We start from the raw sequence: 26,651 nt of genomic DNA, 5'->3' as shown, positions 1-26,651 counted from the left end.
GGGGTGAGCCCGAGGCAGGTCACTCAGAGTGTGTAGATGGTGACAGAAACGGGCGGTTCCCCGAGCATTGCACGCCTACCCATCCCTCACGGTCCCTCGGACGGGTGATTGAAGGGGCGTTCGCCTGCCGTCGGCCGGATTCCGTTCACGACGTGCTCCAGACGCCTCACGACTCCGTCTTGCGGTGCACCCGTGCGACCCAGTCCGCCGGTTTGGCGATCTCCGCCTTGGTCGGCAGGGTGTTCGGGGAGGTCCACACACGGTTGAAGCCGTCCATGCCGACCTGTTCGACGACGGCCCGTACGAAGCGTTCGCCGTCCCGGTACTGCCTGAGTTTGGCATCCAGACCCAGCAGCTTGCGCAGGGTCATGTCCAGGCGGGAGGCACCCTTGGCGCGGCGCTGCTGGAACTTCTCGCGGATCTCCGCGACGCTCGGTACGACGTGCGGGCCGACCCCGTCCATCACGAAGTCGGCGTGACCCTCCAGGAGGGACATCACGGCGGTGAGGCGGCCGAGGATCTCGCGCTGGGCCGGGGTCTGCACGAGCTCCACGAACGACCGGCCGCCGTCGTCCTCCTCGCCCTCGGGGCGGCCGCCGGCGAGCGACTGGGCGGCCTCTCGGATGCGTTCGAGGACCGTCATCGGGTCGACGTCGGTCTCCGCCAAGAACGACTGGATTTCACCCTCCAGGTGATCGCGCAGCCACGGCACCGCGGTGAACTGCGTGCGGTGCGTCTCCTCGTGCAGGCACACCCACAGGCGGAAGTCGTGCGGCTGTACGTCGAGTTCGCGCTCCACGTGGACGATGTTCGGCGCGACCAGCAGCAGCCGGCCGCCGCCGTTCTCGCCCGCCGGGAGCTCACGGCTGGCCGGGGCGAAGGTCTCGTACTGGCCGAGGACGCGCGAGGACAGGAAGGAGAGCAGCATGCCGAGTTCGACGCCGGTCACCTTGCCGCCGACGGCGCCGAGGACCGCGCCGCCGGGTGTGCCGCCGCGCCGCTCCTGCATCTTGTCGAGCAGCGGCTTGAGGATCTCCCGGAACCCGGCGACGTTCGCCCGCACCCAGCCGGGGCGGTCGACGACGAGTACCGGGGTGTCGTGGGTGACTTCGGTGCCCATGCGGGTGAAGCCCCGCACGTGCTCCTCCGAGGCCTTGGCATGCCGACGCAGCTCCGCGACGACGGCCCGGGCCTCGTCACGGCTCACGTCGGGCCCCGGCCGCACGAGCCGGGTCGCGGTCGCCACCGCGAGATTCCAGTCGACCATCTCCGTGCCACCGATGCTCGTCATGCGTCAACCGTACGTGAGCGTTCCCACTTGGGGCAGGCTGTGACGGGGTCGGCGATGCACGGGTTGATCGCGAGGCACTGACCCGGGCACAGGCGAACCACTCCCGTCCCCACCCCGGAACGGCCAGCCGCGGGCGCCTACGACGGTGAGCGACAGGAGCTACGGCTGCGCGCCGCCACTGGACGCCAGACACTCCGGTCGCGCCACGCGACGGCCAGCGGCCGGAAGCGGCAGCACATACACCGCGTTACGACGACAGACAGCGGGGCAGACAGTGCTGCGGGGTCACCGCGGAAATGGGCTGATGGTACGGCTGCCCCGCCGCAGCAGGCGGTTGACAGCAGGCGATGCGGTCGCGTCACGGCGCCGAGCAGCGGCCGGAGGCACGTGGAGCGCGCACCGCGCTACGGCGGCAAACAGCGGGCAGACAGTGCTGCAGCGCCACCGCGGCAGGCGGCTGACGGTGGGCAATGGCACGGCGCTGCGGCAACAGGCGGTGGCGGCGGGCGTTGGATTGCAGGCGGTGCGGCCGTGCCGCCGCGGCAGGCCGTTGACTGCAGTCGCCGCCACCACCACCTAGTGCAGGCGGCAGATGATGAGGTCGCTCCACGGCGGCAAGCGGTGGGCTGTAGGCGATGGATCTGCGCCACCCCGGCAAGCGGCGAGCGGTAGCGGGCGCGATCAGGCCGCCGCTGTGTGCGGCGGGCGGCAGGTGGGGTGATCGTGCCGTGGCGGCTGCGGGTGGGCTCCAACCCGGTGCAGGAACGCAACGGCGGCAGGCGGTGGCACCGCAGCGAGCGGGAGCCGGCGCTGCCACGGCGCCGCCGAGAGCGGCGGACGGCAGCCGGTGGTGCCGTGGCCGGACTCGCCGTAGGCAGTCCGCCCCGCCTCCCCCCTAGCTGCAGCCGCACCCCGCCAGTGCCGTAGCCGTTCTGTCCAGTGCTGCCTGGGCGTCCAGGGGGCTCGTCGTGTTGGTGGCCAGGAAGGCGAACGCCAGGAGGCGGCCGTCCTGGTCGACCACCGTGCCTGCCAGGGTGTTGACGCCGGTCAGGGTGCCCGTCTTGGCTCGGACGACGCCCGCCGCACCATCCGTGTAGCGGGCGCTGAGGGTACCGGTGAAGCCCGCCACCGGGAGGCCCGTGAGGACCGGGCGCAGGTCGGGGTGGGCCGGTGAGCCCGCCTGGACGAGGAGGGCCGTCAGCAGGTCCGCCGTCAGTCTGTCGTTGCGGTTCAGGCCGCTCCCGTCGTGGAACGAGGCACCGGACATGGGCAGCCCCAGCTTGTTCAGCCGGGAGGCGATCGCGGCCGCCCCGCCCTCGAAGCTCGCCCGCCCCCCGCTCGCGAGGGCCGTCTGACGGGCCAGGGCCTCGGCGATGTCGTTGTCGCTGTTGGTCAGCATGCGTTCGACCAGGGCGGAGAGCGGGGGCGAGGAGACGGTGGCGAGGGTGGTGGAGCGGCCGGTGGCCTTGGAGGGGCCCGGGGCCGTCGTCCGGACACCGGCGTCCTTGAGGAAGCCGGCGAACTTGCGGGCCGCGTCCGCCGCCGGGTCGGCGACCCGGGTCGCCGGGCCACTGGCCGAGTCGTCGGTGCGGCCCTCGTCGGCCATCAGGGCGCTGACGGGAGCGAGGTTGTCGTTGACGCCGATGGGGTGGATCGAGGGTCCCGCGTAGAGGGTGGTGTCGTAGGAGAGGGTGATCTCCCGGACCCCGCGCTTCTTCAGGGCGGCAGCGGTGTCGACGGCCAGCGTGCGCAGGCTCGCCCAGCCGTCCGCCTTCTCGTGCGCGGTGAGCGTCGGGTCGCCGCCGCCGACCAGGACGAGCTCCTTGGTGTCCGGCTCCAGGGCGGCCCGGGTGGTGAGGCGATGGTCGGCGCCCAGCGCGGACAGGGCGGCGACGGCCGTGGCGATCTTCGTGGTGGAGGCAGGGGTGAGGGCCGTGTCGGCCCCGGAGCCGTACAGCCGCTTGCCGCTGGCCACGTCGACCACCGCCGCGGTGTGGGCGCTGCCGAGTTCCGGGACGTCCAGAAGTGGCGCCAGGACGTCCGCGAGGGGCTTTCCGGACGCCGGGGCCTTCTTCGTGTTCACGGTGCCCGTGGCGCCGCCCAGGCCGGTCAGGACGGATGCGGCACTGGGGGCGGGCCGGGGTGCGGCGGCCGTCGTATCGGAGTTACGACCGTGATCTGTGCCACCTGCCCGCTCCTGGGCGGCCGCCCGCTCCCGCTCGGCCGTACGCTGACCGTTGGCGTCCCAGGGGCCGGCGGTGGTCACGACGCCGGCGGCCAGTGCCAGCCCGGCGGTGGCGGCGCCCGCGGTGTACTGCCAGGTCCTGAGGGTCCGCGGATGCGCAGGCCGGACGAGCGCCGCAAGGCGTGGTCCCATGGCCCGGGTGGCTCGCGCGACCCGTGCCAGACGCGGTCGTACGGCACCCGCGATCCGCACCACATGCGGTCTCGCGGTGCGCCAAGGCCTCAGTTCTGGCACAAGGACCAGCCCCTTTCGCGATCACACACCTGCGTGAGGGACACTTAACCACCAGAACTATGTGCTGATCATGGAGGAGCCACCGGTGGAGTTCGACGTCACGATCGAGATCCCGAAGGGTTCGCGGAACAAGTACGAGGTGGACCACGAGACCGGTCGGATCCGCCTGGACCGTCGTCTCTTCACCTCGACCGCCTACCCGACCGACTACGGCTTCGTCGAGAACACCCTCGGCGAGGACGGCGACCCGCTGGACGCGCTGGTCATCCTGGACGAGCCGACCTTCCCGGGCTGTCTGATCAAGTGCCGCGCGATCGGCATGTTCCGTATGACGGACGAGGCGGGCGGCGACGACAAGCTGCTGTGCGTTCCGGCCACCGACCCGCGTGTCGAGCACCTGCGCGACATCCACCACGTGTCGGAGTTCGACCGTCTGGAGATCCAGCACTTCTTCGAGGTCTACAAGGACCTGGAGCCCGGCAAGTCGGTCGAGGGCGCCAACTGGGTGGGCCGCACCGACGCCGAGACGGAGATCGAGCGGTCGTACAAGCGCTTCGAGGAGCAGGGCGGTCACTGAGACCCCGCTCCTGTGAACGGGCCGCACGCGCACGCGTGCGGCCCGTCGGCATCTGTGTGCGCATACTGAGCCTGTCGGAGTGTCGTACAGGGAGTGCTCTTCAGTGACGGACGCGGAGGACCGCAAGCCGCAGTCGGACGAGGCGAGGAGCGCGTACGACCCCGAGATCACGTCCGAGTTCGCCGTTCCGGAGGGGCTGGACGTCCCCAAGGCCGCCGGTGAGTCCGAGACGACCTCGGAGTTCGTCCTGCCCGAGGGCCTGGATGCCCCGCAGCCGGCGGGCGCCGAGCCGGAGGGCTCGGCGTTCAGTCCGCCGAGCACCTACGACGCCCGGCAGGCCCCGGCCGTCTTCACCCCGGCGACGGGCATACCCGCCGTCAGCCTGACCAAGGACGCGCCCTGGCAGGACCGGATGCGCGCGATGCTGCGCATGCCGGTGGCGGAGCGCCCGGCGCCGGAGCCGGTGCAGAAGGTGGAGGAGGGCGGTCCGGCCGTCCCGCGCGTGCTCGACCTGACCCTGCGTATCGGCGAGCTGCTGCTGGCGGGCGGCGAGAACGCCGAGGACGTGGAGGCGGCGATGTTCGCCGTCTGCCGGGCGTACGCGCTGGACCGCTGCGAGCCGACCGTCACCTTCACGCTGCTGTCGATCTCGTACCAGCCGTCCCTGGTGGACGACCCGGTGACGGCGTCCCGGACGGTGCGCCGCCGGGGCACCGACTACACGCGTCTGGCGGCCGTCTTCCGGCTCGTGGACGACCTCACCGACGCGGAGACCCATGTCTCCCTCGAAGAGGCCTACCGGCGGCTCGCCGAGATCCGCCGCAACCGCCACCCGTACCCCGGCTGGGCGCTGACCGTGGCGAGCGGGCTGCTGGCCGGTGCGGCCTCGGTGCTGGTCGGCGGTGATCTGATCGTGTTCGTCGCGGCCATGCTGGGCGCGATGCTCGGCGACCGGCTGGCGTGGCTGTGCGCGGGGCGCGGGCTGCCGGAGTTCTACCAGTTCACGGTGGCCGCGATGCCGCCCGCGATGATCGGTGTGGCCTTCGCGCTGGCGCACGTCGATGTGAAGGCGTCCGCCGTCGTCACCGGTGGGCTGTTCGCGCTGCTGCCCGGGCGGGCGCTGGTGGCGGGCGTGCAGGACGGTCTGACCGGCTTCTACATCACCGCGGCGGCCCGGCTGCTGGAGGTCATGTACTTCTTCGTCGGCATCGTCATCGGGGTGCTGGTCATCCTGTACTTCGGCGTGAAGGTGGGCGGCACGCTCAACCCGGACGCGGCGCTGAACATCGCCGAGCGGCCGCTGCTGCAGATCGCCGCGTCCATGCTGCTGTCGCTGACCTTCGCGGTGCTGCTCCAGCAGGAACGGTCCACCGTGCTGCCGGTGACCCTCAACGGGGGCGTGGCCTGGTCGGTGTACGGCGCGATGCACTACGCCGGCGGTATCTCGCCGGTGGCCTCCACGGCCGTGGCCGCGGGCCTGGTCGGCCTGTTCGGGCAGCTGCTGTCAAGGTACCGGTTCGCATCCGCACTGCCGTACACGACCGCGGCGATCGGGCCGCTGCTGCCGGGTTCGGCGACCTACTTCGGGCTGCTGTCGATGGCGCAGAACGAGGTCGACAAGGGGCTTGTGTCGTTGGCCAAGGCCGCGTCACTGGCCATGGCCATCGCCATCGGGGTGAACCTGGGGGCGGAGATCTCGCGGCTGTTCCTGCGGGTCGGCTCCGCAGGGAAGCGCCGGGCCGCCAAGCGGACCAGGGGTTTCTGAGCCGGGCGCCTGCCGGCGCCGCTCACTGGGCGCTGTGGTTGCCCTGCCCCTGGTTGTAGTCGTACGGGTACTGCTGCTGGTCGTAGTACTGGCTGTCGTAGCCCTGGTACTGCTGCTGGCCGTAGTCCTGATTGCCGTAGCCCTGGTCGCCGTACGCCTGGTTGCCATAGCCCTGGTCGCCATAGCCCTGGTTGCCGTAGGCCTGGTTCCCGTACGCCTGGTTCGAGCCGTACGGCTGCCGCTGCGGCTGCTGCTGGTCGTACGTCGGCTCGATGCGGCGCAGCCGGGTCGTGGCGTCGTCCATGACCGGGGCCTGGGACTGCTGCTGGAAGGGCTGCTGCCCGGCCGAGGTCTCGGCGGGCGGGTTCTTCCGGTTCTTGGAGCGGGCCCGCAGGAACTCGATGGCGATCGGGACCACCGAGATCAGGACGATCAGGATGAGGATCGCTTCGATGTTCTTGTTGACGAAGTCGATGTTGCCGAGCCACGAGCCGAGCAGGGTGACGCCCGCACCCCACAGGACGCCACCGATCATGTTGAAGACGAGGAACGAGCGGTACTTCATGCCGCTGACGCCCGCGATGATCGGCGTGAACGTCCGCACGATGGGCACGAAGCGGGCCAGGACCAGGGACTTCGGACCGTACTTCTCGAAGAACTCGTGCGCCTTGGTGACGTTCTCCTGCTTGAAGAGGCGGGAGTCCGGGCGGTTGAAGAGCGACGGGCCGACCTTCTTGCCGAACATGTAGCCCGCCTGGTCGCCGAGGATCGCGGCGACGCAGATGAGGGCGATCGCGGCCCACAGCGGGAAGTTCAGCTTGTGGGAGGTGATCAACAGACCGCAGGTGAACAGCAGCGAGTCACCCGGCAGGAAGAAGCCGATGAGCAGGCCCGACTCGGCGAACACGATGAGCAGCAGGCCCCAGATGCTGTATGTGTCGAGCAGGTAGTTGGGGTCCAGCCAGCTCGGCCCGAGGGCGAGAGTCGTCACGGTTCCGGGCTCCTGAGGGTGAAGGCGGTACGGCTTCGTGCCGCCGTACAAAGCTATCAACGCAATGTGTCCGCCCCAGGTTCCACCGGTGTCTCCGGGATGCACTGTGCGGGCGATGGGACAAAGCTGTGAGCCATGGGAATCGACGAGTACGGCGGCGGCCAGGGGCCCCAGCCCGATGTGCTGGTGGTGACCACCAACGACGTGCCCGGTCACCGGGTGCAGGAGGTCATCGGCGAGGTCTTCGGGCTGACCGTGCGGTCCCGGCACCTCGGCAGCCAGATCGGCGCGGGCCTGAAGTCGATGATCGGCGGTGAGCTGAAGGGGCTGACGAAGACCCTGGTGCAGACCCGCAACCAGGCCATGGAGCGGCTGGTGGAGCAGGCACGCGCGCGTGGGGCCAACGCGGTGCTGGCGTTCCGCTTCGACGTGACCGACGCGGCCGACGTGGGCACGGAGGTGTGCGCCTACGGGACCGCGGTGGTCCTGGCCCGGGAGTAGGCCACCCGGGCCAGGGGGCGGAGGACACAGGGCGAGGTCACGCCGCGTGCCGCGCCGCGTTCGCCGTGATCGCCTCCTTGAGGTGTTCGGCGAGACCCGGCCGCATGGAGTCGTAGTACGCCTTGAAGCGCTCGTCGGACACGTACATCCCGCCGAGGGACTGGTGGAGCTCGTACGAGCACTCGTAGAACCACCGGCAGATGTGCCGGCGGTGTTCCTCGGCCATGTCCATGGCGGCCTCGCCGGTCGGCGGCTCGCCGGTGGCCATCAGGGCGTCGTAGCGCTCGCCCCAGGAGGCCACCTCGGCCTGCATGCGCTTCCAGTCGTCCTTGGTGTAGCGGGCGGCACGGCGCTGTGACTCGGCGTACTCCGCGGTGCCGCCCCAGCGCTGTTCCGCCTCCTCGGCGTACTGCTCGGGATCCTTGTCGCCGAAGACCTCGAACTTCTCCTCGGGCGTGAGGTTGATGCCCATCTTGCGTGCCTCCATGGCGTGCTCCACGGCCGCGGCCATCTTCTGCAGCTTCTCGATCCGGGCGGTCAGCAGTTCGTGCTGGCGGCGCAGGTGCGCGCGCGGGTCCGCCTCGGGGTCGTCGAGCAGGACCGCGACCTCGTCGAGCGGGAAGCCGAGCTCCCGGTAGAACAGGATCTGCTGCAGCCGGTCGAGGTCGGCGTCGCTGTAGCGCCGGTGGCCCGCGTGGCTGCGCTCGCTCGGGGCGAGCAGGCCGATCTCGTCGTAGTGGTGCAGGGTGCGCACCGTGACCCCGGCGAATCCGGCGACCTGTCCCACGGAGTAGCTCACATCCGCTCCTTCTCTCGGTACGCGCTCCACGATGGGCCCTCACGTGACGTGAGGTGCAAGCCCGTTGCGCGGGCGTGCCGCGGCCGCACCCCTCCGGGTGTTACGCCCGTTTCGTCTGCTTAGTCCGCTTAGGGTGACCCCGTGGTCCAGGACTCCGCGCAACAGGCGCCCAGCACCGTCCCGTCGACGCCCGCGCGCGCCCTGCTGCCGTTGATCCTGCCCGCTCTCGCCGTGGGCGTGATCTCCAGCCTGCTCCTCGTCGGAGTGAGCGTGGCGGCGGAGAAGCTCCAGGGCGTGCTGTGGCAGAACCTGCCCCGTGCCCTGGGGATCGGCGGCTACTCCACGCTGTGGATCTTCGTCATGCTCACCGCGACCGGGGTCGCGGTCGGGCTGGTGGTGTGGAAGGTGCCCGGGCACGCGGGCCCCGACCCGGCCACCGTGGGGCTGAACGCGCCCACGCTGCCGCTCTACGTGCTGCCGGGCCTGCTGTTGGCGGCCGCCCTGATGCTCGCGGGCGGTCCGAGCCTCGGCCCGGAGAACCCGATCATCGCGGTGAACGTCGGCCTCGCGGTGTGGCTGGGCCGCCGGTTCCTCCCCCGGCTGCCGGGCGGGCTGTGGGGGGCGCTGGCGGAGGCGGCGACGATCGGCGCGCTGTTCGGCACGCCGGTGGCGGCGGCCCTGGTCATCTCGGAGGCGCTGGCCGGACAGCAGACCAGGGGGCTGCTGTGGGACAACCTCTTCGCTCCCCTGGCGGCCGGCGCGGCCGGTTCCATCACGACCGACCTGCTCCACCACGCGTCCTTCGACCTTCATCTGCCCCCGATCGGCCGGCCGGGCGCGGTCGACGTGCTGTCGGCGATCGTCGTCGCGTCGGTCGGGGCGCTGCTCGGCATGTGCGCCGTCCATGCCTTCCCGTACCTCCACGCGGCCTTCCAGCGGCTGCGCCACCCGATGCTGATGCTTCCGGTGGGCGGGCTCGTGCTGGGGGCGCTGGGGGTGCTGGGCGGCCCTTTGACGCTCTTCAAGGGCCTGGACCAGATGGCGGAGCTGGCGCACGACCCCGAGGGCTGGTCGGCCGGGCAGTTCGCCACGATGACGGTGGTGAAGCTGGCCGCCCTGACGGTCGCCGCGACCTGTGGCTTCCGCGGCGGCCGGATCTTCCCCTCCGTGTTCGTGGGCACCGCCCTGGGGCTCTGCGCCCACGCCCTGGTGCCCGCGGTCTCGCCCGCCGTGGGCGTGGCGGCGGGTGTGCTGGGCATGCTCCTGGCCATCACCCGGCAGGGCTGGGTGAGCCTGTTCACCGCCGCGGTTCTGGTCGCCTCGCCGACGATCACCGCGCTGCTGTGCGTCGCCTCGCTGCCGGCCTGGCTGCTGGTGACGGGGCGGCCGCAGATGCAACTGCGGCCGGACGGGACGCCGGTGCGGTGACCGGCCGGACGCTCCACCCGCCTTCTCTCCTCTACTTCCCCTCCTGTCACTCCCCCTCCTAGGAGACACGACCATGGCACTGCACAAGGGTCCGGAGAAGCACGAACAGCGGACCGTGTCCATCAACCCGTTCTTCGGCGAGGCCAATCCGGTCGTCGGCATGACCGAGGCCCCGCCGACGCACCGGCTCCCGGACACCCCGCTGGCGCCGAACACGGCGTATCAGCTGGTGCACGACGAGCTGATGCTGGACGGCAACTCCCGGCTCAACCTGGCCACGTTCGTCACCACCTGGATGGAGCCGCAGGCCGGGGTCCTGATGGCGGAGTGCCGGGACAAGAACATGATCGACAAGGACGAGTACCCGCGCACGGCCGAGCTGGAGCGGCGCTGTGTGGCGATGCTCGCCGACCTGTGGAACGCGCCCGATCCGGCGGCCGCGGTGGGCTGTTCGACGACCGGTTCCAGCGAGGCGTGCATGCTCGCCGGGATGGCGCTCAAGCGGCGCTGGGCACAGCGCAACGCCGACCGCTACCCGGCGCACGACGTACGGCCGAACCTCGTCATGGGGGTCAACGTTCAGGTCTGCTGGGACAAGTTCTGCAACTTCTGGGAGGTGGAGGCCCGCCTGGTCCCCATGGACGGCGACCGCTACCACCTCGACCCGCAGGCCGCGGCCGAGCTGTGCGACGAGAACACCATCGGGGTCGTCGGCGTCCTCGGCTCGACGTTCGACGGTTCGTACGAGCCGATCGCGGACCTGTGCTCCGCCCTGGACGCCCTCCAGGAGCGCACCGGCCTCGACGTCCCGGTGCATGTGGACGGCGCGTCCGGCGGCATGATCGCGCCCTTCCTCGACGAGGACCTGGTGTGGGACTTCCGTCTCCCGCGCGTGACCTCGATCAACACCTCGGGGCACAAGTACGGGCTGGTCTACCCGGGCGTCGGCTGGGCGCTGTGGCGGGACCAGACGGCGCTGCCCGAGGAACTCGTCTTCCGAGTCAACTACCTGGGCGGCGACATGCCGACCTTCGCGCTGAACTTCTCGCGTCCCGGCGCCCAGGTGGTCGCGCAGTACTACACGTTCCTGCGGCTGGGCCGGGACGGCTACCGGGCCGTGCAGCAGACCACCCGGGACGTGGCGGGCGGGCTCGCCGAGCGGATCGAGGCGCTCGGCGACTTCCGGCTGCTGACCCGGGGCGACCAGCTGCCGGTGTTCGCCTTCACCACCGCCCCCGACGTGACGTCGTACGACGTCTTCGACGTCTCCCGGCGGCTGCGCGAGAGCGGCTGGCTGGTGCCCGCGTACACCTTCCCGCCCAACCGGGAGGACCTGTCCGTCCTGCGGGTGGTGTGCCGCAACGGCTTCTCCCTCGACCTGGCCGACCTGTTCCTGGACGACCTGGACCGGCTCCTGCCGGAACTGCGCCGCCAGCCGCATCCCCTGACCCGGGACAAGGCGGCAGCCACCGGCTTCCACCACTGAGTCCGGCCCGGCGACTCGGTGGTGGACGCCGACGCCGGCTAGTGGCTCAGGCGCGCGAACCGGCGTACCGCCAGCGGGAAGAACACCGCGAGCAGTGCCAGTGGCCAGGCGACCGCCGCCCAGGTGTGCCCCGGTTCCGCGCCGGGGCTGCCGAGCAGGTGCCGTACGGCCGTGGCCGTCCGGGACAGCGGGTTCCACTGGACGGCCGTGCCCAGCCAGTCGGGCATGGAGTCGGGGGTGGCGAAGGCGTTGGAGAGGAAGCCGACCGGCCAGACCAGGATCTGCACGGCCTGGACCAGTTCCGGCTTCCCGGCGATCAGGGCCAGGTGGATGCCGATCCACAGCATCGCGAAGCGGAACAGGAGGAGCAGACCGAAGGCGCCGAGGAAGGCCCCCGCACCGCCGTGCGCGCGCCAGCCCAGCGCGTACGCCGTGCCGGTCATCAGCGCGAGCGCGAGCGCCGACTGGAGCATGTCGGCGGCCGAACGGCCCACCAGCACCGCCCCGTTGGCCATGGGCATGGAGCGGAAGCGGTCGATGACGCCCTTGTCGAGGTCCCGGGTGACCGCGAGCATCGTGCCCTCCAGGCCGAAGGCCATGGTGAGCGCGAGCATGCCGGGGACCAGGTAGTCGACGTAGTGACCCGGCACGCCCCGGCCGCCGCCGACCAGATAGCCGAACATCAGCAGCAGCATCACCGGGAAGGCCACGGCGACGAGCACCTGCCCCGGCTGCCGTGCCCAGTGGGCGAGTTCGCGGCGGGTCATGGTCCAGGAGTCGGTCACGGCGTGGGCGTAGTCGCTCACACGGCCTCCTTCGTACGGTCTGTACGGTCGTCGCGTCCGGTGAGGTGCAGGAACACCTCGTCCAGGGTCGGGCGGCGCAGGGCGATGTCCGCCGCCTCGATGCCGGACGCCTCCAGGGCCCGTACGACCCCGGAGAGCGCCGCCATGCGGTCGGTGACCGGGGCGCTGAGCAGACGGCGGTCGGGGTCGGCGGAGACGTCCGCGGCGGGCAGCGGCAACAGGGCGACGGCGGCGCCCAGTTGGCCGGCGTCGCGCAGGACGACGTCGATCCGGTCGCCGCCGGTGAGTGCCTTCAGTTCGTCCGGTGTGCCGTCGGCGACGACCCGGCCCCGGTCGACGACGGAGATACGGTCGGCGAGCTGGTCGGCCTCTTCCAGGTACTGGGTGGTGAGCAGGACCGTCGTACCGCCGCCGACCAGGGAGCGGACCGACGCCCACACCTCGGCGCGGCCGCGCGGGTCGAGGCCGGTGGTCGGCTCGTCGAGGAAGAGCACCTCCGGGTCGGTGATCAGGGAGGCGGCGAGGTCGAGCCGGCGGCGCATGCCGCCGCTGTAGGCGCGGACCGGTCTGCGGCCGGCATCGGCGAGGTCGAAGCGCTCCAGGAGTTCGTCGGCGCGCACGCGCGCGTGGCGGGCGCCGAGGTGGTGGAGGCGGGCGAACATCTCCAGGTTCTGGCGGCCGCCCAGCTCCTCGTCGAGGGCCGCGTGCTGACCGAGCAGGCCGATGCGCCGGCGGACCGCCCGGGCCTCGGTCACCACGTCGTGTCCGGCCACCTCGATCCGGCCGCCGTCCGGCCGCAGCAGGGTGGACAGGATCCGCACCAGGGTCGTCTTACCCGCCCCGTTGGGCCCGAGCACCCCGTGCACCGTGCCCCGGGCGACCTGGAGGTCGAGTCCGTCCAGCGCCTGTTTTCCGCCATGTCCACGGTATGTCTTGCGTGCTCCTACGACGGTGATCGCCGTGTCGGCCACTGGCCACTCCTTCTATTAGTCAAACTTGACTACTCGCCCGAAGGTAACGCGGCCACCCCGATTGGTCAAACTTGATTAGCGATCGTCCCCGGGATGCCGTTCCCCCGTCGCGTACGGGTTCTCCTGCCCCTCGGCGAGGACGCCCACGAACGGCTCGCCCTCGCCGGCGAAGGTGTAGGCGCCGCGCTCAAGGCGTGCGATCAGCCCATGGGTCCACGCGGCGTCGGAGTCGGCCGTGTGGACCCACAGGTTCATGATCTCGCCGATGTGGCCCAGCTGTTCGGGGCCGTCCTCGGGGATGTAGTGCTCGGTGACGGCGGACCGCCACTGCTCGATCCGCCGGATCCGCTCCTTCAGCAGGGCCACCGCCTCGTCCCGCGGCAGCTCGACGAGGAAGCCGATGGCCGCCGACTGGATGTCCATCTTCTGGTCGTAGGCGACCAGGGACTCCCGCAGCAGCCGGAAGAACTCCTCGCTCCCCCGGTCCGTGATCTCGTACTCGGTGCGCGGCGGGCCACCGGCCGTGGACGGCGCGATCTCGTGCGCGTGCAGCAGTCCCTGCTTGGCCATCTGCTTCAGGGCGTGGTAGATCGAGCCGGGCTTGGCGTTGGACCACTCGTGTGCGCCCCAGTACTCCAGGTCGTTGCGCACCTGGTAGCCATGGGCCCGCCCGTGCTGGCGCACCGCGCCCAGCACGAGGAGACGGATCGCTGACATGCGGTCCAGCGTATGACCCACGGGGTCAGCCCCAGGACGTGCCCTGCTCCTGGGCCACCAGCTCGAACGCCGTCTTCCCGTCCAGCGACTCGCGGATGATGTCGGCGTGGCCGGCGTGCCGTGCCGTCTCGCGGATCAGATGGAGCACCAGCCAGCGCATGGAGACGGCCTCGTCCGGCGGGAACCAGGGGTCGTTCGGCAGCGGGAAGGTGTCGTCCAGGCTGGGGAGCGAGCGAACGAACCTCTCCGTCTCCGCGGCGACCTCCTCCCAGTACGCCAGCTGCTGGGCCGTCGTCTCGCCCTCGGCGAGCGCGAAACACTCGTGCCAGTTCGACTCGTCCCGCTTGACCGCCGGCGGCTCGCCCTTGGCACGGGCGATCCAGCCCTGCTCGACCTCGGCGACATGCTTGACCAGCCCGGCCAGGGACAGCTCACTGGCGCTGGGCCTGCTCGCCGCCTGCTCTTCCGTCAGCCCGAGGACCGACCGGCGGATGCCGCCACGCTGTTCCTCGAGAAAGGCGAGCAGCGCCCCCCGCTCGTCGCCCTGCGCCTCCGCTCGCACATGAGTGACCATGACCGGCCCCTTTCATCGGGTCCAACGGCTTTCCCTTGCCTGACACCGATGACGTTACGGACCCTTGCGGTCAGCTTCTGTCCTCAAGGGTGGGGCCAGCCGGCGCTAGAACGGGAACTCGCTGCGCCCGTGCTGGACCGAGATCCACTTCAGGGTGGTGAAGGCGTCCAGGGTCGTCTCGCCGTTGAGCCGGCCGATGCCGGAGTGCTTCTCGCCGCCGAAGGGGACCAGCGGCTCGTCGTGGATGGTGCCGTCGTTCACATGGAACATTCCGGTGTCGACCCGCTTGGCGAACGCCACGCCCCGCTCGATGTCGGCGGTGTGGACGGCGCCGCTCAGGCCGTACGGGGTGTCGTTGACGATGCGGACCGCTTCCTCCTCACCGTCGAACGGGACCAGCAGGGCGACGGGGCCGAAAATCTCCTTGTGCAGCAGGGAGGAGTCGGTCGGCACGTCTGTCAGGACGGAGGGCTCCACCAGGTTGTCCGTCGTCGTGCCGCGCACCAGGACCGTGGCACCCTCGGCGACAGCCTGCTCGATCGCGGCCGAGATGGCGTTCGCCTGGAGGGAGTTGATGACCGGTCCGATGACCGTCTGCGGGTCGCTCGGATCGCCCGTCTTCAGCGTCTTGACCTTGGCGACGAACTTCTCGGTGAACTCGTCCGCGACCGAGCGGTCCACCAGGACGCGGTTCGCCGCCATGCAGACCTGGCCCTGGTCGACGTACCGGCTGAAGACGGCCGCGTCGACGGCGTAGTCGATGTCCGCGTCGTCGAGGACCACCAGCGCGCTGTTGCCGCCCAGTTCCAGGACCGAGCGCTTGAGCTGCGAGGCGCAGACGGTGGCGATGTGCCGGCCGACCTTGTCGGAGCCGGTGAAGGAGATCAGCTTGGGGACCGGGTGCTCTATGAAGGCGTCGCCTATCTCCGCTATGTCGGTGAGCACCACGTTCAGCAGGCCCGGCGGCAGCCCCGCGTCCTCGAAGAGCTTGGCGATCAGCGTGCCGCCGCAGATCGGGGTGTCCTGGTGGGGCTTGAGGACGACGGCGTTGCCGAGCGCGAGGGCCGAGGCGACCGGCTTGATCGACAGCAGAAAGGGGAAGTTGAAGGGGCTGATCACGCCCACCACGCCGACCGGGACGCGGTAGAGGCGGTTCTCCTTGCCGTCGATCGGCGAGGGCAGGAATCTCCCCTCGCAGCGCAGCGCCAGCTGGGCCGCCTCGCGCAGGAACTCCTTGGCGAGGTGCAGCTCGAACCCGGCCTTCATATGGGTGCCGCCGAGCTCGGCGATGATCATCTCGGTGATCTCGCGCTCCCGCTCCTCGACGAGGCGCAGGACCTTCTCGAAGAAGACACGGCGGCGGTAGGGATTGGTCTCGGCCCATTCCTGCTGGGCGCGCGCGGCCGCCCGGTATGCCTCGTCGACCTCGTCGATGGTGGCTATCGTGATCGAGGCCAGCTTCTCGCCGTCGTACGGGTTGAAGTCGATGATGTCCCAGGAACCGGTGCCCGGACGCCACTCACCGTCGATGTACTGCACGGCCAGGTCGGTGAAGCAGGACGACATGTGATCCCTCGATCCCCTTACTGCCGAAGCAGTCGAGACGGACACCCGATCGACTTCACGATCCGATCGGTCTGATGAGACTGATCACATGTCATCGTACTTGTGTTTGCCGTGAGTTGAGATGACACCTGAGCAAACGAACGCGTGAAGTCAAGAGGGCGTGAATCAGGACAACCGTCAGGACAACTGAAGGAGCCCGCGCAACAGGTCCCGGCTCTCGTCCGGCCCCGGGCTGTCCTGCTGAAGTTCCTTGAGCGCCTGCTCGTACTGGGTCACGTCCTCGCGTTTGTCCAAATACAGCGCACTGGTGAGCTGTTCCAGATACACCACATCGGACAGATCGGACTCCGGGAAACTGAGGATGGTGAACGCCCCGCTCTCACCGGAGTGCCCGCCGAAGCCGAACGGCATGATCTGAAGCCGTACGTTGGGCCGTTCCGAGAACTCGATCAGATGCTGGAGCTGGCCGCGCATCACCTCGCGGTCGCCGTACGGCCGGCGCAGGGCCGCCTCGTCGAGGACGATGTGGAAGTCCGGGGCGTTCTCGGAGACGAGGTACTTCTGGCGCTCCAGGCGCAGCGCCACGCGCCGCTCCACGTCGGCGACGCTCGCGCCCTTCATACCGCGCCGGACGACCGCGCGCGCGTAGTCCTCGGTCTGCAGCAGGCCGTGCACGAACTGCACCTCGTACGCCCGGATCAAGGAGGCGGCGCCCTCCAGGCCCACATAGGTGGGGAACCAGCTCGGCAGTACGTCGGAATAACTGTGCCACCAGCCCGCGACGTTGGCCTCCCGGGCGAGGGAGAGCAGTGACTCGCGCTCCGCCTCGTCGGAAATGCCGTACAGCGTCAGCAGGTCTTCGACGTCCCGTGTTTTGAAGCTCACCCGGCCCAACTCCATCCGGCTGATCTTCGATTCGGAGGCACGGATCGAGTAACCCGCCGCCTCGCGCGTGATCCCCCGCGCCTCACGCAGTCGCCTGAGTTGTGATCCGAGCAGCATGCGCCGCACCACCGATCCCGGCTCTCCCGCGCTCACGTTCGCCAGCCTCCCCAACGTCTTCAGGGGCCGAAGTCTGCCACTAAAACACTTCGAGCAGTACTCGTCCGGTTACGGAAACGGAAAGAGGCCAAAGTTTCCGCACAGGTTGAAGCAAGCAACAGGTGAGCCAAGTGCATGAGGTTGGCGGAAAAAATGGCCAACAAGCGGTACGGGACTGCTCAATTCGGTCTCGTGCACGTGCATCTGCCCTTGCATCTGCTGTGCGCATCCGAAACCATGGTCCCGCGCCACCGCTGCATCGCAACGACCGCGAATTCCCGGGAGTGCCTCGCATGGGGACGAATGGATCGACCATGCTCGAGCCGTTACGGCAGGGCCTTCCGCCGCTGGATCCCGCGGCCGTGTCCAACGCTGCCTCCTGTGCCCTTCCCGCCCGCTACGAAGCGGTGCGCGAAGCCCGGCTGTTCACGCGCAGAACCCTCGACCAATGGGACGTGGGCGACCGCTTCGACGACATATGCCTGGTCGTCTCGGAGCTGGTCACCAACGCCCTGCGGCATGCGCTGCCGGGCGACGCGGCGTTTTGCGCCGAGCAGCCCCCGGCCGTGCGGCTGCACCTGATGCGCTGGACCGACCGGCTGGTGTGCGCGGTGCGCGACCCCAGCCACGACACCCCGGTGGCCCGTCCCTCGGACGACTTCTCGGCCGAGTCGGGGCGCGGGCTGTTCCTGGTCGACTCCTTCAGCGACAGCTGGGGCTGGCACCCGCTCGCCGGCACGCTCAACGGCAAGGTCGTCTGGGCGCTGTTCCGGCTCCAGTCGGCCGAATGACGAAGCGCGGCGTCACCTGACGTCGCGCTTCTACGCGCGTTCCTGGACGAGATGCCGAAATTGCCCCGACATGTCCCTGAACCGAACGGCCGGTGTCAGCTCACTATCAGATGGTCGAACTCGCCGTCCTTGACGCCGAGGAGCATCGCCTCGATCTCCGCGCGCGTGTAGACAAGGGCGGGGCCGTCCGGAAATCGCGAGTTGCGCACGGCCACGTCCCCGCCCGGCAGGCGGGCGAACTCCACGCAGGAACCCTGCGAGTTGCTGTGCCTGCTCTTCTGCCAGGCCACTCCGTCCAGCTGCGTGGCAGCCATGCCGTTGTACACGTCGTACCCCCCGTACACGCTGTCAACGTCGCGGTCCACAGGTCGCTCCCCGGTGGTGCACTGGCTGATGTGGCCATGGATGCTGTAGTCAACTGACCCGGATCATAACCCCCTTCACGTGCAGATGCGCGGGCAGATGCACGTGCACGGGGGGTGTTCCCACGGTTACAGCTTTGACGTCCGCTTTACCGAAGCTCTTCCAGCGTCTGCCCCAGAGCCCGCAGTACATGCGAACGCCAGCCCCCGTCCATGATCTTCCGCGCCATCAACTGTGCCGGGTCGTCCGGATCGAATCCCTCATGTACTAGGAAGAGACGCGTACCGCGCCCTTCCTGTTCCAGCGTCCACGTGATGGTCCAGTCCGCGGGATTGGCCGGATCGGCATCGGCCCACCGGACGGACAGCATCCGCTCGCTGTCGTAGGCGAGAACCTGCACGTCGACGACGCCGGAGAAGCGGGTGTTGGGACGCGGGACCGAGGTGAGCCGGTACCGGTGCCCGACCTGGAGGCGGAAGTCCTCCGACCCTGGCATCTGCCACTGAACGAGCAGTTCCGGCTCGGTGAGGGCGCGCCAGACCTTCGCCGGCGGGTGCGGGAGGTACTGGTCGACGCGGATCGTGGTGAGGTCGTCCGCGGGCGGGGTGTCGGTCATGACCGGTCATCGTCGGGCATACGGTCGAGCAGTTCGCCGAGCCCCTTCAGTTGCCCGCGCCAGAACCGCTCGTACGGGTGGAGCCAGTCCTGCACGTCGGCGAGCGGGGCGGCCTCCAGACGGTAGATGCGCTGCCGGCCGGAACGCTGCTCGGAGACGAGGCCGGCCTCCCGGAGCACCTTGAGGTGTTCCGAGAGGCTGGGGCGGCGCATGTCGAAGTGGTCGGCCAGGGCCTGGACGGCCTGGGGCCCCCGCTCGCGCAGCAGACGCAGCACTTCACGGCGGGTGGCGTTGGCCAGCGCCGCGAAGATCCGGTCCTCGACGGCCCCAGTCGTCGTCATGCCCCGTCCTTTCCTGGCGCCGAGTCCTAGCGCCGAGCCTCCGTGAGCAGCATCAGACCGTTGCCGTCCGGGTCCTGGAAGGAGGCCATACGGCCCCAGGGGAACTCGTCCGGCCCCTGTACGTCGACGCCCTCCGCGGCGAGCCGGGCGCAGTCGGCGTCCACGTCGGTCGTCACCAACATGATCCCCCGGCTGGAACCCGGCTCGAAATCCCCCATCCCCGGCCCCGAGAGCGTGAACACGGTCTGCGCCCCGCGCGGGGCGACCTGAAGCCACCGCCCCTGCGGCATGTCCAGGTCGGCGGTGACCTCAAACCCGAGGACGTCCCGGTAGAAGCGCAGGGCACGGTCCTGATCGGTGACGGGGAGGGTGACGAAGGAGGCATGAGTGATGTTCATGGGAGGAAGATAGGTAGGAGATTCCCTACGAGTCAACCGTAGGGAATCTCCTACCTATCCGAGGTGTGCTGAGCGAATACTCAGCTGGCGCCCACAAGCCCCCTTGGCAAGGCCTGGTAGCTTGCTGCGGGCGTTCCGGCCAACCGGGCGGCCGACCGGCTACAGCTTGGGAGCTTCCAGTGACTTCGGCTACGACGAGGGTGCGGATCGCGGCCACGGCCGCGGGCATGGCGGGTGCGCTCGCGCTGACCGCGTGCAGCGGTGGCGGCGGCTCCGACGACAGTTCCTCCCCCACCCCGAGCGCGACCGCGGCCCCGACGTCCACGGCGGACACCGGCGGCACGGGCGGCAAGACCTCCTCGTCCGGCAAGCTGCAGGGCAGCTGGCTCGCCACGACCGACGGCAAGGCCGTGGCCCTGGTCGTCACCGACAAGCAGGCCGGGCTCTTCGCGACCGGCGGGACCGTGTGCACCGGCACCGCGGGCGAGGAGGCGGGCATGCAGATGATCCACCTGACCTGCACCGACGGCAGCAAGGACCGCGGCACGGGGATGGTCGACTCGGTGTCGAAGAACTCCATGCAGGTGACCTGGTCGGGCAAGGTCGGCAAGGAGACCTACACCAAGGCCGAGGGCGGAAAGCTGCCGTCCGGGCTGCCGACCGGCAACCTCGGCTCTTGACCGACGGCACCGTCACGACCTCGACAGGAACCCCCTCATGCGCGCCATTCCGCTCACCGTCACCGCCCTCACCGCCGCCCTCCTCCTGACCGCCTGCAACAACGGCACAAGCGGCGGCAAGGGCAAGAGCGGCTCGGCCTGCGAGCTCGGCAAGGTCTCGGTGCAGATCGGCACGGCGAGCGTGGCCCCGGCGGCCGGTGACACGGGCGAGGTGCCGGTCAGCATCACCAACCAGAGCGCCCCGTGCACCCTGGACGGCTTCGCCGGCGTGGAACTGAAAGCGGGCGGCACCTCTGCCAAGGTCCCCGCGCTTCAGGGCGCGAAGGCGCAGAAGCTGAAGCTCGCCAAGGGCGACTTCGCCTCCTTCACGATCAGCTATGTGCGCGGCAAGGCGGGTGACGCGACGAGCCTGGAGGCCAAGAGCGTGAAGATCACCCTGCCCGGCTCCGGCACCGCCATGAGCTTCCCCTGGTCGTACGGTCCCGTCGCCGGGAAGGGCGGCGCGAGCACCCCGAACGCCTCGGTGAGCGCCTTCCAGCAGGCCGGCGACTGAAGCACCGAAGTACGGCCGAGCGGCTGGACGGACCAGGGTCAGTCCAGCCGCGGACGGGCCCTGACCTGGGCCCGGTCCGCCGCCTGCGCCCCTTCCGTCCAGCCTGCCTCGTCGCTCACCCCGCGCAGCCGGGTGGTGGTGGTCTGCGGGAACATGCGCTCCAAGCGGTCGGTGACGGCTGTCTCCCGGGTGGCCAGGACCGGAAGGAGATCCTGGGCGACCTGGGTGACCTGGGTGTCGGCGGCGGCCGCGAGGCGGTCGCCGACGCGATGGGCGTAGGCCGCGAGGAAGGACTGTCTGAAGGTCTTGGTCCGCTTGCGCCCGCCCGCTCTCTGGGCCGCCTCCGCCTTCGTCATCGCGTGCGTGGCCTGCACGAGGAGCGAGGTGTAGAGGAGTTCGACCACCTCCAGATCGGGTTCGAAGCCGACGACCGTGGAGAAGCCGAGCGGCTCGTTCCACACGGCACGGCAGTGGTTGGCGTCGGCGACGGCGTGCAGCAGCACCGCCTTGGCCTGCTCGTACGGCGGCTCGACACCGATCCGGCAGGCGCCGGGCGCATCCTTGGCGGGAGCGTCCGCCGCCAGCAGCGCCTCGTCGATGCTGTGCCGGGCCATCAGCTCCTGCGCCTTGCCGCTCAGCGCCTCCGCCTCCTCCGGGAAGCCGGTCGCCTCGGCCTTGGCGAGCAGCGCACGGATGCGGGTGAGCATGCGGGAGGCCGGCCGGTGCTCACGGCGCGGCTCCTCCAGGGGTTCCAGGGCGGGCAGGCGCAGCAGCAGGCGGTACAGCTCCAGGACGGTGGTCGCGTGCGAGAAGCGGTCGGCCCCGCGCGCCGGGGCGTGCGGCAGGGCGTCGAGCTGGGCGGTCCAGCGGGGGCCGCGCGGTCGGTCGTGCGGCATCTGCGCTCTGATCAGCGCCGCCGCCAGGTGTACGTGCGCGTCGTCCAGCTCGCGCCGTACGAGCCGTACGACGTCGGCGGGCTGCCAGCCGCGCCGCCACGCGGTCGCCACGAACTCCTCGCCCCGCCGGGCGAGTTCGCCGTCCGCGGCGGGGTCGGCGGCGAGAAGGGACGCACCGGTGTCGAGGCCGGAGTCGTTGTCGTCGTAGAGGGCGGCCCGGAAGGCCCGCTCGACGGTGCTGGTCGTGCTGCTGCTCACCCGTCGATCGTGCCATGTGCCACGGACAGCGGGCGCCGGTCATCCACAGCCTGTGGACAACATCCGAGTCCGGTCAGGAGCGCGCCGGCTCCCGCAGGGGCGCCGGCTCCCGCAGGGCCCGGCCGAGAGCGTCCGCGGCCACGCACGGGATGTCCGGGCGGACACCCGTACCCTCCCAGTTGGCGCCCGACACCGGGTTGATCGACCGGCCGACCGGGATGGTGGCCTCCAGGTGCGGGTGGACCGTCCAGCCCTCGCGCGGGTGCGCCCCGCCCCTCGTCGTCTCCCCCACGATCACCGCACGACCCAACTGCTGCAGGTTGTAGGCCAGTTCCTCGGCAGCGGAGAAGGTGTGACCGCTGGTGAGCACATGCACCGGCTTGGTCCCGCCGAACCGGGCGCCCGGGACGTACGGCAGGCTCCAGGACTGGTCGTAGCGCTCCCCCACGCGCGCGTACTGGGTGTTCAGATGGGTGCGCTCGTCGAGCAGATAGCTGCAGACGAAGGCCACCGTCTCCGGGTCGCCGCCGCGGTTCCCCCTGAGGTCGAGGATGAGCGCGTCGGCGCGGGCGACCAGGGTGAGCGCGGCCGACAGCGGTTCGGCGGACCAGGCGAGCGGGAAGAGCACGGGCGCGAGTTCGAGGAGCGCGGTCCCACCGGTCAGCAGCTCCACGCGCGGGACACCGCCCAGCGAGGTGTCGAACTGGCGGCGCATCGCGGCCAGCGCGGCCTCGCCCTGGCCCTGCGGGACCCGCTCGGGGTGGTACTTGAGGCGTAGATGCAGATCGCCGTTGTCGGACTGGAGGTCCGCGGTGACCCGGGCGCCGAGTTCCTCGGCACGGTCGACGTCGTACGCCCCTTCCCCCAGCCGGCGTCGCAGCAGGGCGGCCAGCCGGTCGGCGACCTCCGGGAAGACGTAGTGCTCGGTGACGAGCCGGGCGGTCTCCTCGACGACGGCGGCGACGTCGGCGACGGGGGCGGGGCCAGGAGCGGGAGTGGGAGCGGGGACCGTGGTGTCGGACGTGCCCGGTGTGTCGGGTGTATCTGGTGTATCGGGCGTGCTGAAGGCGCTGGGGGGCAGGGTGGTCATGGCCGGGAGTACAGCACCGCGCTTGCAAAAGCGTCAAGGGAATTGGACGCTTGACGTATGACCGAGCACGAGCCGGAGAACGGCGCCGGCATCGAGGACGTACTGGAGATCTCCGCACCCGACCAGTTCGCCGCACTCGCCCACCCCCTGCGGCAGCGGCTGCTCTTCGCGCTGACCCACCGGTCCGCCACGATCAGCCAGTTGGCGGTGCGGCTGGGGGTGGCCAAGGGCAGCGTCGGGCACCACCTCAAGGTGCTGCGCGAGGCAGGGCTCGTACGGATCGTGGAGACGCGGCGGGTGCGGGGCGGGACCGAGCACTACTACCGGCGGGTCGGCCGGCGTCTGCGGGTCGCCGAGCCGCAGGCGGCGGGCACGGCGGCGCTGCTCGGCGCGGTCGCCCAGGAACTGGACCGCGCCCCCGGGGACCCGCTGCTCTCGCTTAGGCATCTGCGCCTCACCCCCGAGCAGGCGCAGCGGCTGCGGGACACCTTGGCCGAACTGGTCGACACGGCCGAGGAGGACGGGGACGAGGAGACGGTGCACTCGGTGCTGGTGGTGATGTACGAGCACACGAAGTCGCCGTAGCCCCGGGCCGGGACGGAGCGCGTCCCGCTCCCCGAAATCGGGTCGCCCCTCCGGGGGGTGGCGCCGAGCATGGCCACCGCATCACACCCGGCCCCGACATGATGTTCATCGTGGCGATGGGCGGCCGGGGCGGACCCCTGACCGGGGTGACCGCCGCCTGCGGGGTGGCCTGCGCGATGTTCGTGCACTCGGTCGCCGCGGCCCTCGGGCTGTCGGCCCTGTTCCTGACCCTGCCGGCGCTCTACCACGTGCCGCGCTGGGCGGGCGCCGCCTATCTGCTGTACCTCGCGGTCAAGGCGTTCCGCAGCGGCGCGGCACCCGTCGCGGCGGACGGGGCGGCGGACGCGGGGCGGCGCCGGGCCTTCTGGCGGGGCGCCGTCACCAATCGTTCAGCGGGACGGTGTTCGCGATGCTGGCCGTGCGGCTGGCGGCGGCCCCGAAGTAGAGCGACCCACCGATAGCGACCCACCGAGTGTCAACGCCGGGTTGACAGGCCAAGGGTGTCAACTTACGGTTGACACATGACGACGAACTCTCCCGGAACGGCATCCGTACGGCTCGACGACCTCATCGAGGCCATCAAGAAGGTCCACCCCGAACCGCTAGACCAGCTCCAGGACGCGGTGATCGCCGCCGACCACCTGGGCGACGTGGCCGACCACCTGATCGGCCACTTCGTCGACCAGGCACGGCGCTCGGGCGCGTCCTGGACGGACATCGGCAAGAGCATGGGCGTCACAAGGCAGGCGGCGCAGAAGCGCTTCGTGCCCAAGGAGTCGGCCGACCTCGACCCGAGCCAGGGCTTCAGCCGCTACACCCCGCGCGCGCAGAACGTGGTCATGGCCGCCCACAACGAGGCCAAGGCCGCGCGGAACGCCGAGGTCCTGCCCGAGCACCTGGTCCTGGGCCTGCTCGCCGAGCCCGAGAGTCTGGCCGACAAGGCACTAGCCGAGCAGGGCGTCTCCCTCGACGCGATCCGCGAGGCGGCGTCCGCCGCGCTGCCGCCGGCGGCCGAGGAGGTGCCCGAACTGGTCCCCTACAGCGCCGCGGCCAAGAAGCCGCTGGAGCTCACCTTCCGCGAGGCGCTGCGCCTCGGCCACAACTACATCGGCACCGAGCACCTCCTGCTGGCGCTGCTGGAGTACGAGAACGGCGAAGGCGTCCTCAGCGGCCTCGGCGTCAGCAAGCAGAAGACCGAGCAGTACGTCGCCAAGGTGCTCTCGCAGCTGGTACAGACGCGGACGGCGGACCAGTCGGAGGACTGAAACCGCAGGTCACGACGGATTGTCAGTGGCGCCTGCCACACTCGCGACCATGACCGACCGCTGGGCGCTCGCTCCGGCCGAGGACGGTGGCGTGGAGCTCGCCCCCCTCGGTCCGGACGGGCTGCCCGTCGGTCCGGTGCGGCGGGAGGACGATCTCGCCGAGGCGGTGCGGGGCCGACCGGAGGTGACGCGCTGGGTGTGGCGGTCGACCCCCGAGGTCTATCCGCGTCTGCTCGCCACGGGGGTGCGAGTGGAGCGGTGCTACGACATCGAGGACGCCGAGACACTCCTGCTGGGCCACGAGGGGCGGTCAGGCGAGCCGCGCTCGGCCGCCGCCGCCCTGGCCCGGCTGCGCGGCGGCCCCGTACCGCCCGATCCACCGCTGCGCGCCGCCGAACCGGGCGCGCAGTCCCCGCTGTTCGAGCCGCAGGGCGCCCGCCTGCCGCTCGACGCCCTCCTCACGGTCTACGCCGACCAGCAGCGGCGGCACGACCGGGCCGAGCACCCCGGCCGGATGCGACTGCTGACGGCCGCCGAGTCGGCGGGCATGCTGGTGGCCGCCGAGATGAACCGCGCGGGCCTGCCCTGGAGCGCGGACGTCCACCGCGAGCTGCTGCGCGAACTGCTCGGCGAGCGGTACGCGGGCGGCGGTGAGCCCCGTCGGCTGGCCGAGCTCGCGGAGGAGGTGTCGGCCGCGTTCGGCCGCCGGGTGCGGCCCGATCTGCCCGCCGATGTGATCAAGGCATTCGCGCAGGCCGGGATCAAGGTGAAGTCCACGCGCCGCTGGGAGATCGAGTCCATCGACCACCCGGCCGTGAAGCCGCTGCTGGAGTACAAGAAGCTGTACCGCATCTGGGTGGCCCACGGCTGGTCCTGGCTGCAGGACTGGGTGCGGGACGGGCGGTTCAGGCCGGAGTTCCTCGCGGGCGGGACGGTCACCGGGCGCTGGGTGACCAACGGCGGGGGCGCGCTGCAGATCCCCAAGGTGATCCGGCGGGCCGTGGTCGCCGACCCGGGCTGGCGGCTGGTCGTGGCGGACGCCGACCAGATGGAGCCGCGCGTGCTGGCGGCGATCTCCCGCGACCCCGGTCTGATGGAGGTGGCGGGGCGGGAGAGCGACCTGTACCAGTCCGTCTCCGACCGGGCCTTCTCCGGCGACCGCGCCCAGGCCAAGCTCGCCGTGCTCGGCGCGGTCTACGGCCAGACCTCCGGCGACGGCCTGAAGAACCTCGCCGCGCTGAGACGCCGCTTCCCCAAGGCGGTGGCCTACGTCGACGAGGCGGCGCGGGCCGGCGAGGAGGGGCGGCTCGTGCGGACCTGGCTGGGCCGGACCTGCCCACCCGCGGCGGGGGCGGACGAGGACGCGGCGGCGGAGGAGGCGGGCATCCCGGCCGGGGAGGCCGAGCCCGACGGGCAGCAGTGGGTGCCCGGCTACGCCTCCACCAATGCCCGCGCCCGTGGTCGCTTCGCCCGCAACTTCGTCGTTCAGGGCAGTGCCGCCGACTGGGCGCTGCTGCTGCTCGCCGCGCTGCGCCGGACCTGCGCCGACCTGGCAGCCGAGCTGGTCTTCTTCCAGCACGACGAGGTCATCGTGCACTGCCCGAAGGAAGAGGCGGACACGGTGGTGGCGGCGATCCGCGAGGCGTCCGACCTGGCGGGCCGGCTGACCTTCGGGGAGACGCCGGTGCGCTTTCCGTTCACCACGGCGGTGGTGGAGTGCTATGCGGACGCCAAGTGAATCCGCGGCCGGCGCAAGCGAATCAGCGGTCGGCGGGAGAGCCGACGGGAGGGCCGACGGGAGGGCCGATGGGAGGGCCGATGGG

General features: G+C 70.7%; 28 protein-coding genes. 12 read left to right on the top strand and 16 right to left on the bottom strand.

Translation table 11 applies throughout. The features are described 5' to 3' along the window. Window positions 1-166 precede the first annotated feature (166 nt). Both AB0I54_RS15345 and dacB read right to left on the bottom strand, forming a co-directional pair. Window positions 167-1,291, bottom strand: a complete 1,125-nt coding sequence (locus AB0I54_RS15345; protein WP_363296451.1) for a zinc-dependent metalloprotease — start codon at window positions 1,289-1,291, stop codon at window positions 167-169. 895 nt (window positions 1,292-2,186) lie between these two features. Beyond that, entirely contained in the window at window positions 2,187-3,731 is a 1,545-nt protein-coding gene (gene dacB / locus AB0I54_RS15340; RefSeq protein ID WP_363296532.1) for a D-alanyl-D-alanine carboxypeptidase/D-alanyl-D-alanine-endopeptidase, read from the bottom strand. 124 nt (window positions 3,732-3,855) lie between these two features. Here dacB and AB0I54_RS15335 point away from each other — a divergent pair, with 124 nt between their 5' ends. Both AB0I54_RS15335 and AB0I54_RS15330 read left to right on the top strand, forming a co-directional pair. Further along, entirely contained in the window at window positions 3,856-4,347 is a 492-nt protein-coding gene (locus AB0I54_RS15335; protein ID WP_363296450.1) for an inorganic diphosphatase, read from the top strand. A gap of 103 nt (window positions 4,348-4,450) precedes the next feature. Further along, window positions 4,451-6,112 carry a threonine/serine exporter family protein gene (locus AB0I54_RS15330; RefSeq protein ID WP_363296449.1) on the top strand — a complete coding sequence of 554 codons (1,662 nt, stop codon included), beginning with the start codon at window positions 4,451-4,453 and terminating at the stop codon, window positions 6,110-6,112. 22 nt (window positions 6,113-6,134) lie between these two features. Here AB0I54_RS15330 and AB0I54_RS15325 read toward each other — a convergent pair whose 3' ends face one another. Then, window positions 6,135-7,103, bottom strand: coding sequence for a VTT domain-containing protein (locus tag AB0I54_RS15325; RefSeq protein WP_363296448.1), 969 nt, complete (start codon window positions 7,101-7,103; stop codon window positions 6,135-6,137). Window positions 7,104-7,238: 135 nt separating this feature from the next. On the opposite strand from AB0I54_RS15325, the gene AB0I54_RS15320 reads away from it, so the two are divergent. Beyond that, entirely contained in the window at window positions 7,239-7,604 is a 366-nt protein-coding gene (locus tag AB0I54_RS15320; RefSeq protein WP_363296447.1) for a YbjQ family protein, read from the top strand. 37 nt (window positions 7,605-7,641) lie between these two features. Here the strand turns inward: AB0I54_RS15320 and AB0I54_RS15315 are convergent, their stop codons facing one another. Continuing rightward, window positions 7,642-8,403, bottom strand: a complete 762-nt coding sequence (locus tag AB0I54_RS15315; RefSeq protein ID WP_363296446.1) for a MerR family transcriptional regulator — start codon at window positions 8,401-8,403, stop codon at window positions 7,642-7,644. A 141-nt stretch (window positions 8,404-8,544) separates the two neighbouring features. On the opposite strand from AB0I54_RS15315, the gene AB0I54_RS15310 reads away from it, so the two are divergent. Next, window positions 8,545-9,831, top strand: a complete 1,287-nt coding sequence (locus AB0I54_RS15310; RefSeq protein ID WP_363296445.1) for an ion channel protein — start codon at window positions 8,545-8,547, stop codon at window positions 9,829-9,831. Between the two features lie 73 nt (window positions 9,832-9,904). Next, window positions 9,905-11,317: a glutamate decarboxylase gene (locus tag AB0I54_RS15305; RefSeq protein WP_363296444.1), complete on the top strand. Its 1,413-nt coding sequence runs from the start codon at window positions 9,905-9,907 to the stop codon at window positions 11,315-11,317. Window positions 11,318-11,355: 38 nt separating this feature from the next. Here the strand turns inward: AB0I54_RS15305 and AB0I54_RS15300 are convergent, their stop codons facing one another. From AB0I54_RS15300 to AB0I54_RS15275, 6 genes are all read right to left on the bottom strand, one after another. Then, window positions 11,356-12,084 carry an ABC transporter permease gene (locus AB0I54_RS15300; protein ID WP_363296531.1) on the bottom strand — a complete coding sequence of 243 codons (729 nt, stop codon included), beginning with the start codon at window positions 12,082-12,084 and terminating at the stop codon, window positions 11,356-11,358. 35 nt (window positions 12,085-12,119) lie between these two features. Continuing rightward, a complete protein-coding gene (locus AB0I54_RS15295; protein ID WP_363296443.1) occupies window positions 12,120-13,094 on the bottom strand; it encodes an ATP-binding cassette domain-containing protein in 975 nt (324 codons plus the stop codon). 75 nt (window positions 13,095-13,169) lie between these two features. After that, window positions 13,170-13,811, bottom strand: coding sequence for a PadR family transcriptional regulator (locus tag AB0I54_RS15290; RefSeq protein ID WP_363296442.1), 642 nt, complete (start codon window positions 13,809-13,811; stop codon window positions 13,170-13,172). A 25-nt stretch (window positions 13,812-13,836) separates the two neighbouring features. Beyond that, complete coding sequence (locus AB0I54_RS15285; RefSeq protein WP_363296441.1) at window positions 13,837-14,385, bottom strand: DinB family protein; 549 nt, start codon at window positions 14,383-14,385, stop codon at window positions 13,837-13,839. Window positions 14,386-14,490: 105 nt separating this feature from the next. After that, window positions 14,491-15,951 (bottom strand): aldehyde dehydrogenase family protein, encoded by a 1,461-nt coding sequence (locus AB0I54_RS15280; protein WP_363296440.1) that lies wholly within the window; start codon window positions 15,949-15,951, stop codon window positions 14,491-14,493. A 177-nt stretch (window positions 15,952-16,128) separates the two neighbouring features. Next, window positions 16,129-16,953, bottom strand: a complete 825-nt coding sequence (locus tag AB0I54_RS15275; RefSeq protein ID WP_363296530.1) for a helix-turn-helix transcriptional regulator — start codon at window positions 16,951-16,953, stop codon at window positions 16,129-16,131. A 353-nt stretch (window positions 16,954-17,306) separates the two neighbouring features. Between AB0I54_RS15275 and AB0I54_RS15270 the strand changes: the two genes are divergently transcribed. After that, on the top strand, window positions 17,307-17,783 hold the full coding sequence (locus AB0I54_RS15270) for an ATP-binding protein (RefSeq protein WP_363296439.1): 477 nt from the start codon (window positions 17,307-17,309) through the stop codon (window positions 17,781-17,783). A 95-nt stretch (window positions 17,784-17,878) separates the two neighbouring features. On the opposite strand, the gene AB0I54_RS15265 is transcribed toward AB0I54_RS15270, so the two are convergent. The 4 genes from AB0I54_RS15265 to AB0I54_RS15250 all read right to left on the bottom strand — a co-directional run bounded on the left by AB0I54_RS15265 (window position 17,879) and on the right by AB0I54_RS15250 (window position 19,501). After that, window positions 17,879-18,148: a DUF397 domain-containing protein gene (locus tag AB0I54_RS15265; RefSeq protein WP_201820614.1), complete on the bottom strand. Its 270-nt coding sequence runs from the start codon at window positions 18,146-18,148 to the stop codon at window positions 17,879-17,881. A 146-nt stretch (window positions 18,149-18,294) separates the two neighbouring features. Next, on the bottom strand, window positions 18,295-18,762 hold the full coding sequence (locus AB0I54_RS15260; RefSeq protein ID WP_363296438.1) for an SRPBCC domain-containing protein: 468 nt from the start codon (window positions 18,760-18,762) through the stop codon (window positions 18,295-18,297). Next, window positions 18,759-19,103 carry a metalloregulator ArsR/SmtB family transcription factor gene (locus tag AB0I54_RS15255; protein ID WP_363296437.1) on the bottom strand — a complete coding sequence of 115 codons (345 nt, stop codon included), beginning with the start codon at window positions 19,101-19,103 and terminating at the stop codon, window positions 18,759-18,761. Before AB0I54_RS15255 ends, AB0I54_RS15260 begins: the two co-directional genes overlap by 4 nt. A 26-nt stretch (window positions 19,104-19,129) precedes the next feature. Continuing rightward, window positions 19,130-19,501: a VOC family protein gene (locus AB0I54_RS15250; RefSeq protein ID WP_363296436.1), complete on the bottom strand. Its 372-nt coding sequence runs from the start codon at window positions 19,499-19,501 to the stop codon at window positions 19,130-19,132. Between the two features lie 227 nt (window positions 19,502-19,728). On the opposite strand from AB0I54_RS15250, the gene AB0I54_RS15245 reads away from it, so the two are divergent. Together AB0I54_RS15245 and AB0I54_RS15240 are read left to right on the top strand one after the other, a co-directional pair. After that, the gene (locus AB0I54_RS15245) at window positions 19,729-20,181 is read left to right on the top strand and encodes a hypothetical protein (RefSeq protein ID WP_363296529.1); all 453 of its coding nucleotides are present in this window, start codon (window positions 19,729-19,731) and stop codon (window positions 20,179-20,181) included. A gap of 37 nt (window positions 20,182-20,218) precedes the next feature. Continuing rightward, complete coding sequence (locus tag AB0I54_RS15240; RefSeq protein ID WP_363296435.1) at window positions 20,219-20,734, top strand: DUF4232 domain-containing protein; 516 nt, start codon at window positions 20,219-20,221, stop codon at window positions 20,732-20,734. Between the two features lie 38 nt (window positions 20,735-20,772). Here the strand turns inward: AB0I54_RS15240 and AB0I54_RS15235 are convergent, their stop codons facing one another. Continuing rightward, window positions 20,773-21,888: a DUF2786 domain-containing protein gene (locus tag AB0I54_RS15235; protein ID WP_363296434.1), complete on the bottom strand. Its 1,116-nt coding sequence runs from the start codon at window positions 21,886-21,888 to the stop codon at window positions 20,773-20,775. A gap of 73 nt (window positions 21,889-21,961) precedes the next feature. Continuing rightward, a complete protein-coding gene (locus AB0I54_RS15230; RefSeq protein ID WP_363296433.1) occupies window positions 21,962-22,978 on the bottom strand; it encodes a S41 family peptidase in 1,017 nt (338 codons plus the stop codon). Between the two features lie 57 nt (window positions 22,979-23,035). Between AB0I54_RS15230 and AB0I54_RS15225 the strand changes: the two genes are divergently transcribed. The 4 genes from AB0I54_RS15225 to AB0I54_RS15210 all read left to right on the top strand — a co-directional run bounded on the left by AB0I54_RS15225 (window position 23,036) and on the right by AB0I54_RS15210 (window position 26,566). Then, a complete protein-coding gene (locus AB0I54_RS15225; protein WP_363296432.1) occupies window positions 23,036-23,563 on the top strand; it encodes an ArsR family transcriptional regulator in 528 nt (175 codons plus the stop codon). A 98-nt stretch (window positions 23,564-23,661) separates the two neighbouring features. Beyond that, window positions 23,662-24,024: a LysE family transporter gene (locus AB0I54_RS15220; protein WP_363296431.1), complete on the top strand. Its 363-nt coding sequence runs from the start codon at window positions 23,662-23,664 to the stop codon at window positions 24,022-24,024. A 60-nt stretch (window positions 24,025-24,084) separates the two neighbouring features. Then, window positions 24,085-24,828, top strand: a complete 744-nt coding sequence (locus AB0I54_RS15215) for a Clp protease N-terminal domain-containing protein (protein ID WP_363296430.1) — start codon at window positions 24,085-24,087, stop codon at window positions 24,826-24,828. Between the two features lie 49 nt (window positions 24,829-24,877). Next, window positions 24,878-26,566, top strand: a complete 1,689-nt coding sequence (locus AB0I54_RS15210; RefSeq protein WP_363296429.1) for a bifunctional 3'-5' exonuclease/DNA polymerase — start codon at window positions 24,878-24,880, stop codon at window positions 26,564-26,566. Window positions 26,567-26,651 lie beyond the last annotated feature (85 nt).

The organism is Streptomyces sp. NPDC050625, from assembly GCF_040654755.1.
Taxonomy (GTDB): domain Bacteria; phylum Actinomycetota; class Actinomycetes; order Streptomycetales; family Streptomycetaceae; genus Streptomyces.
Note: the sequence above shows the minus strand (reverse complement) of the source record. Positions and strands in the feature narration are given on the sequence as shown.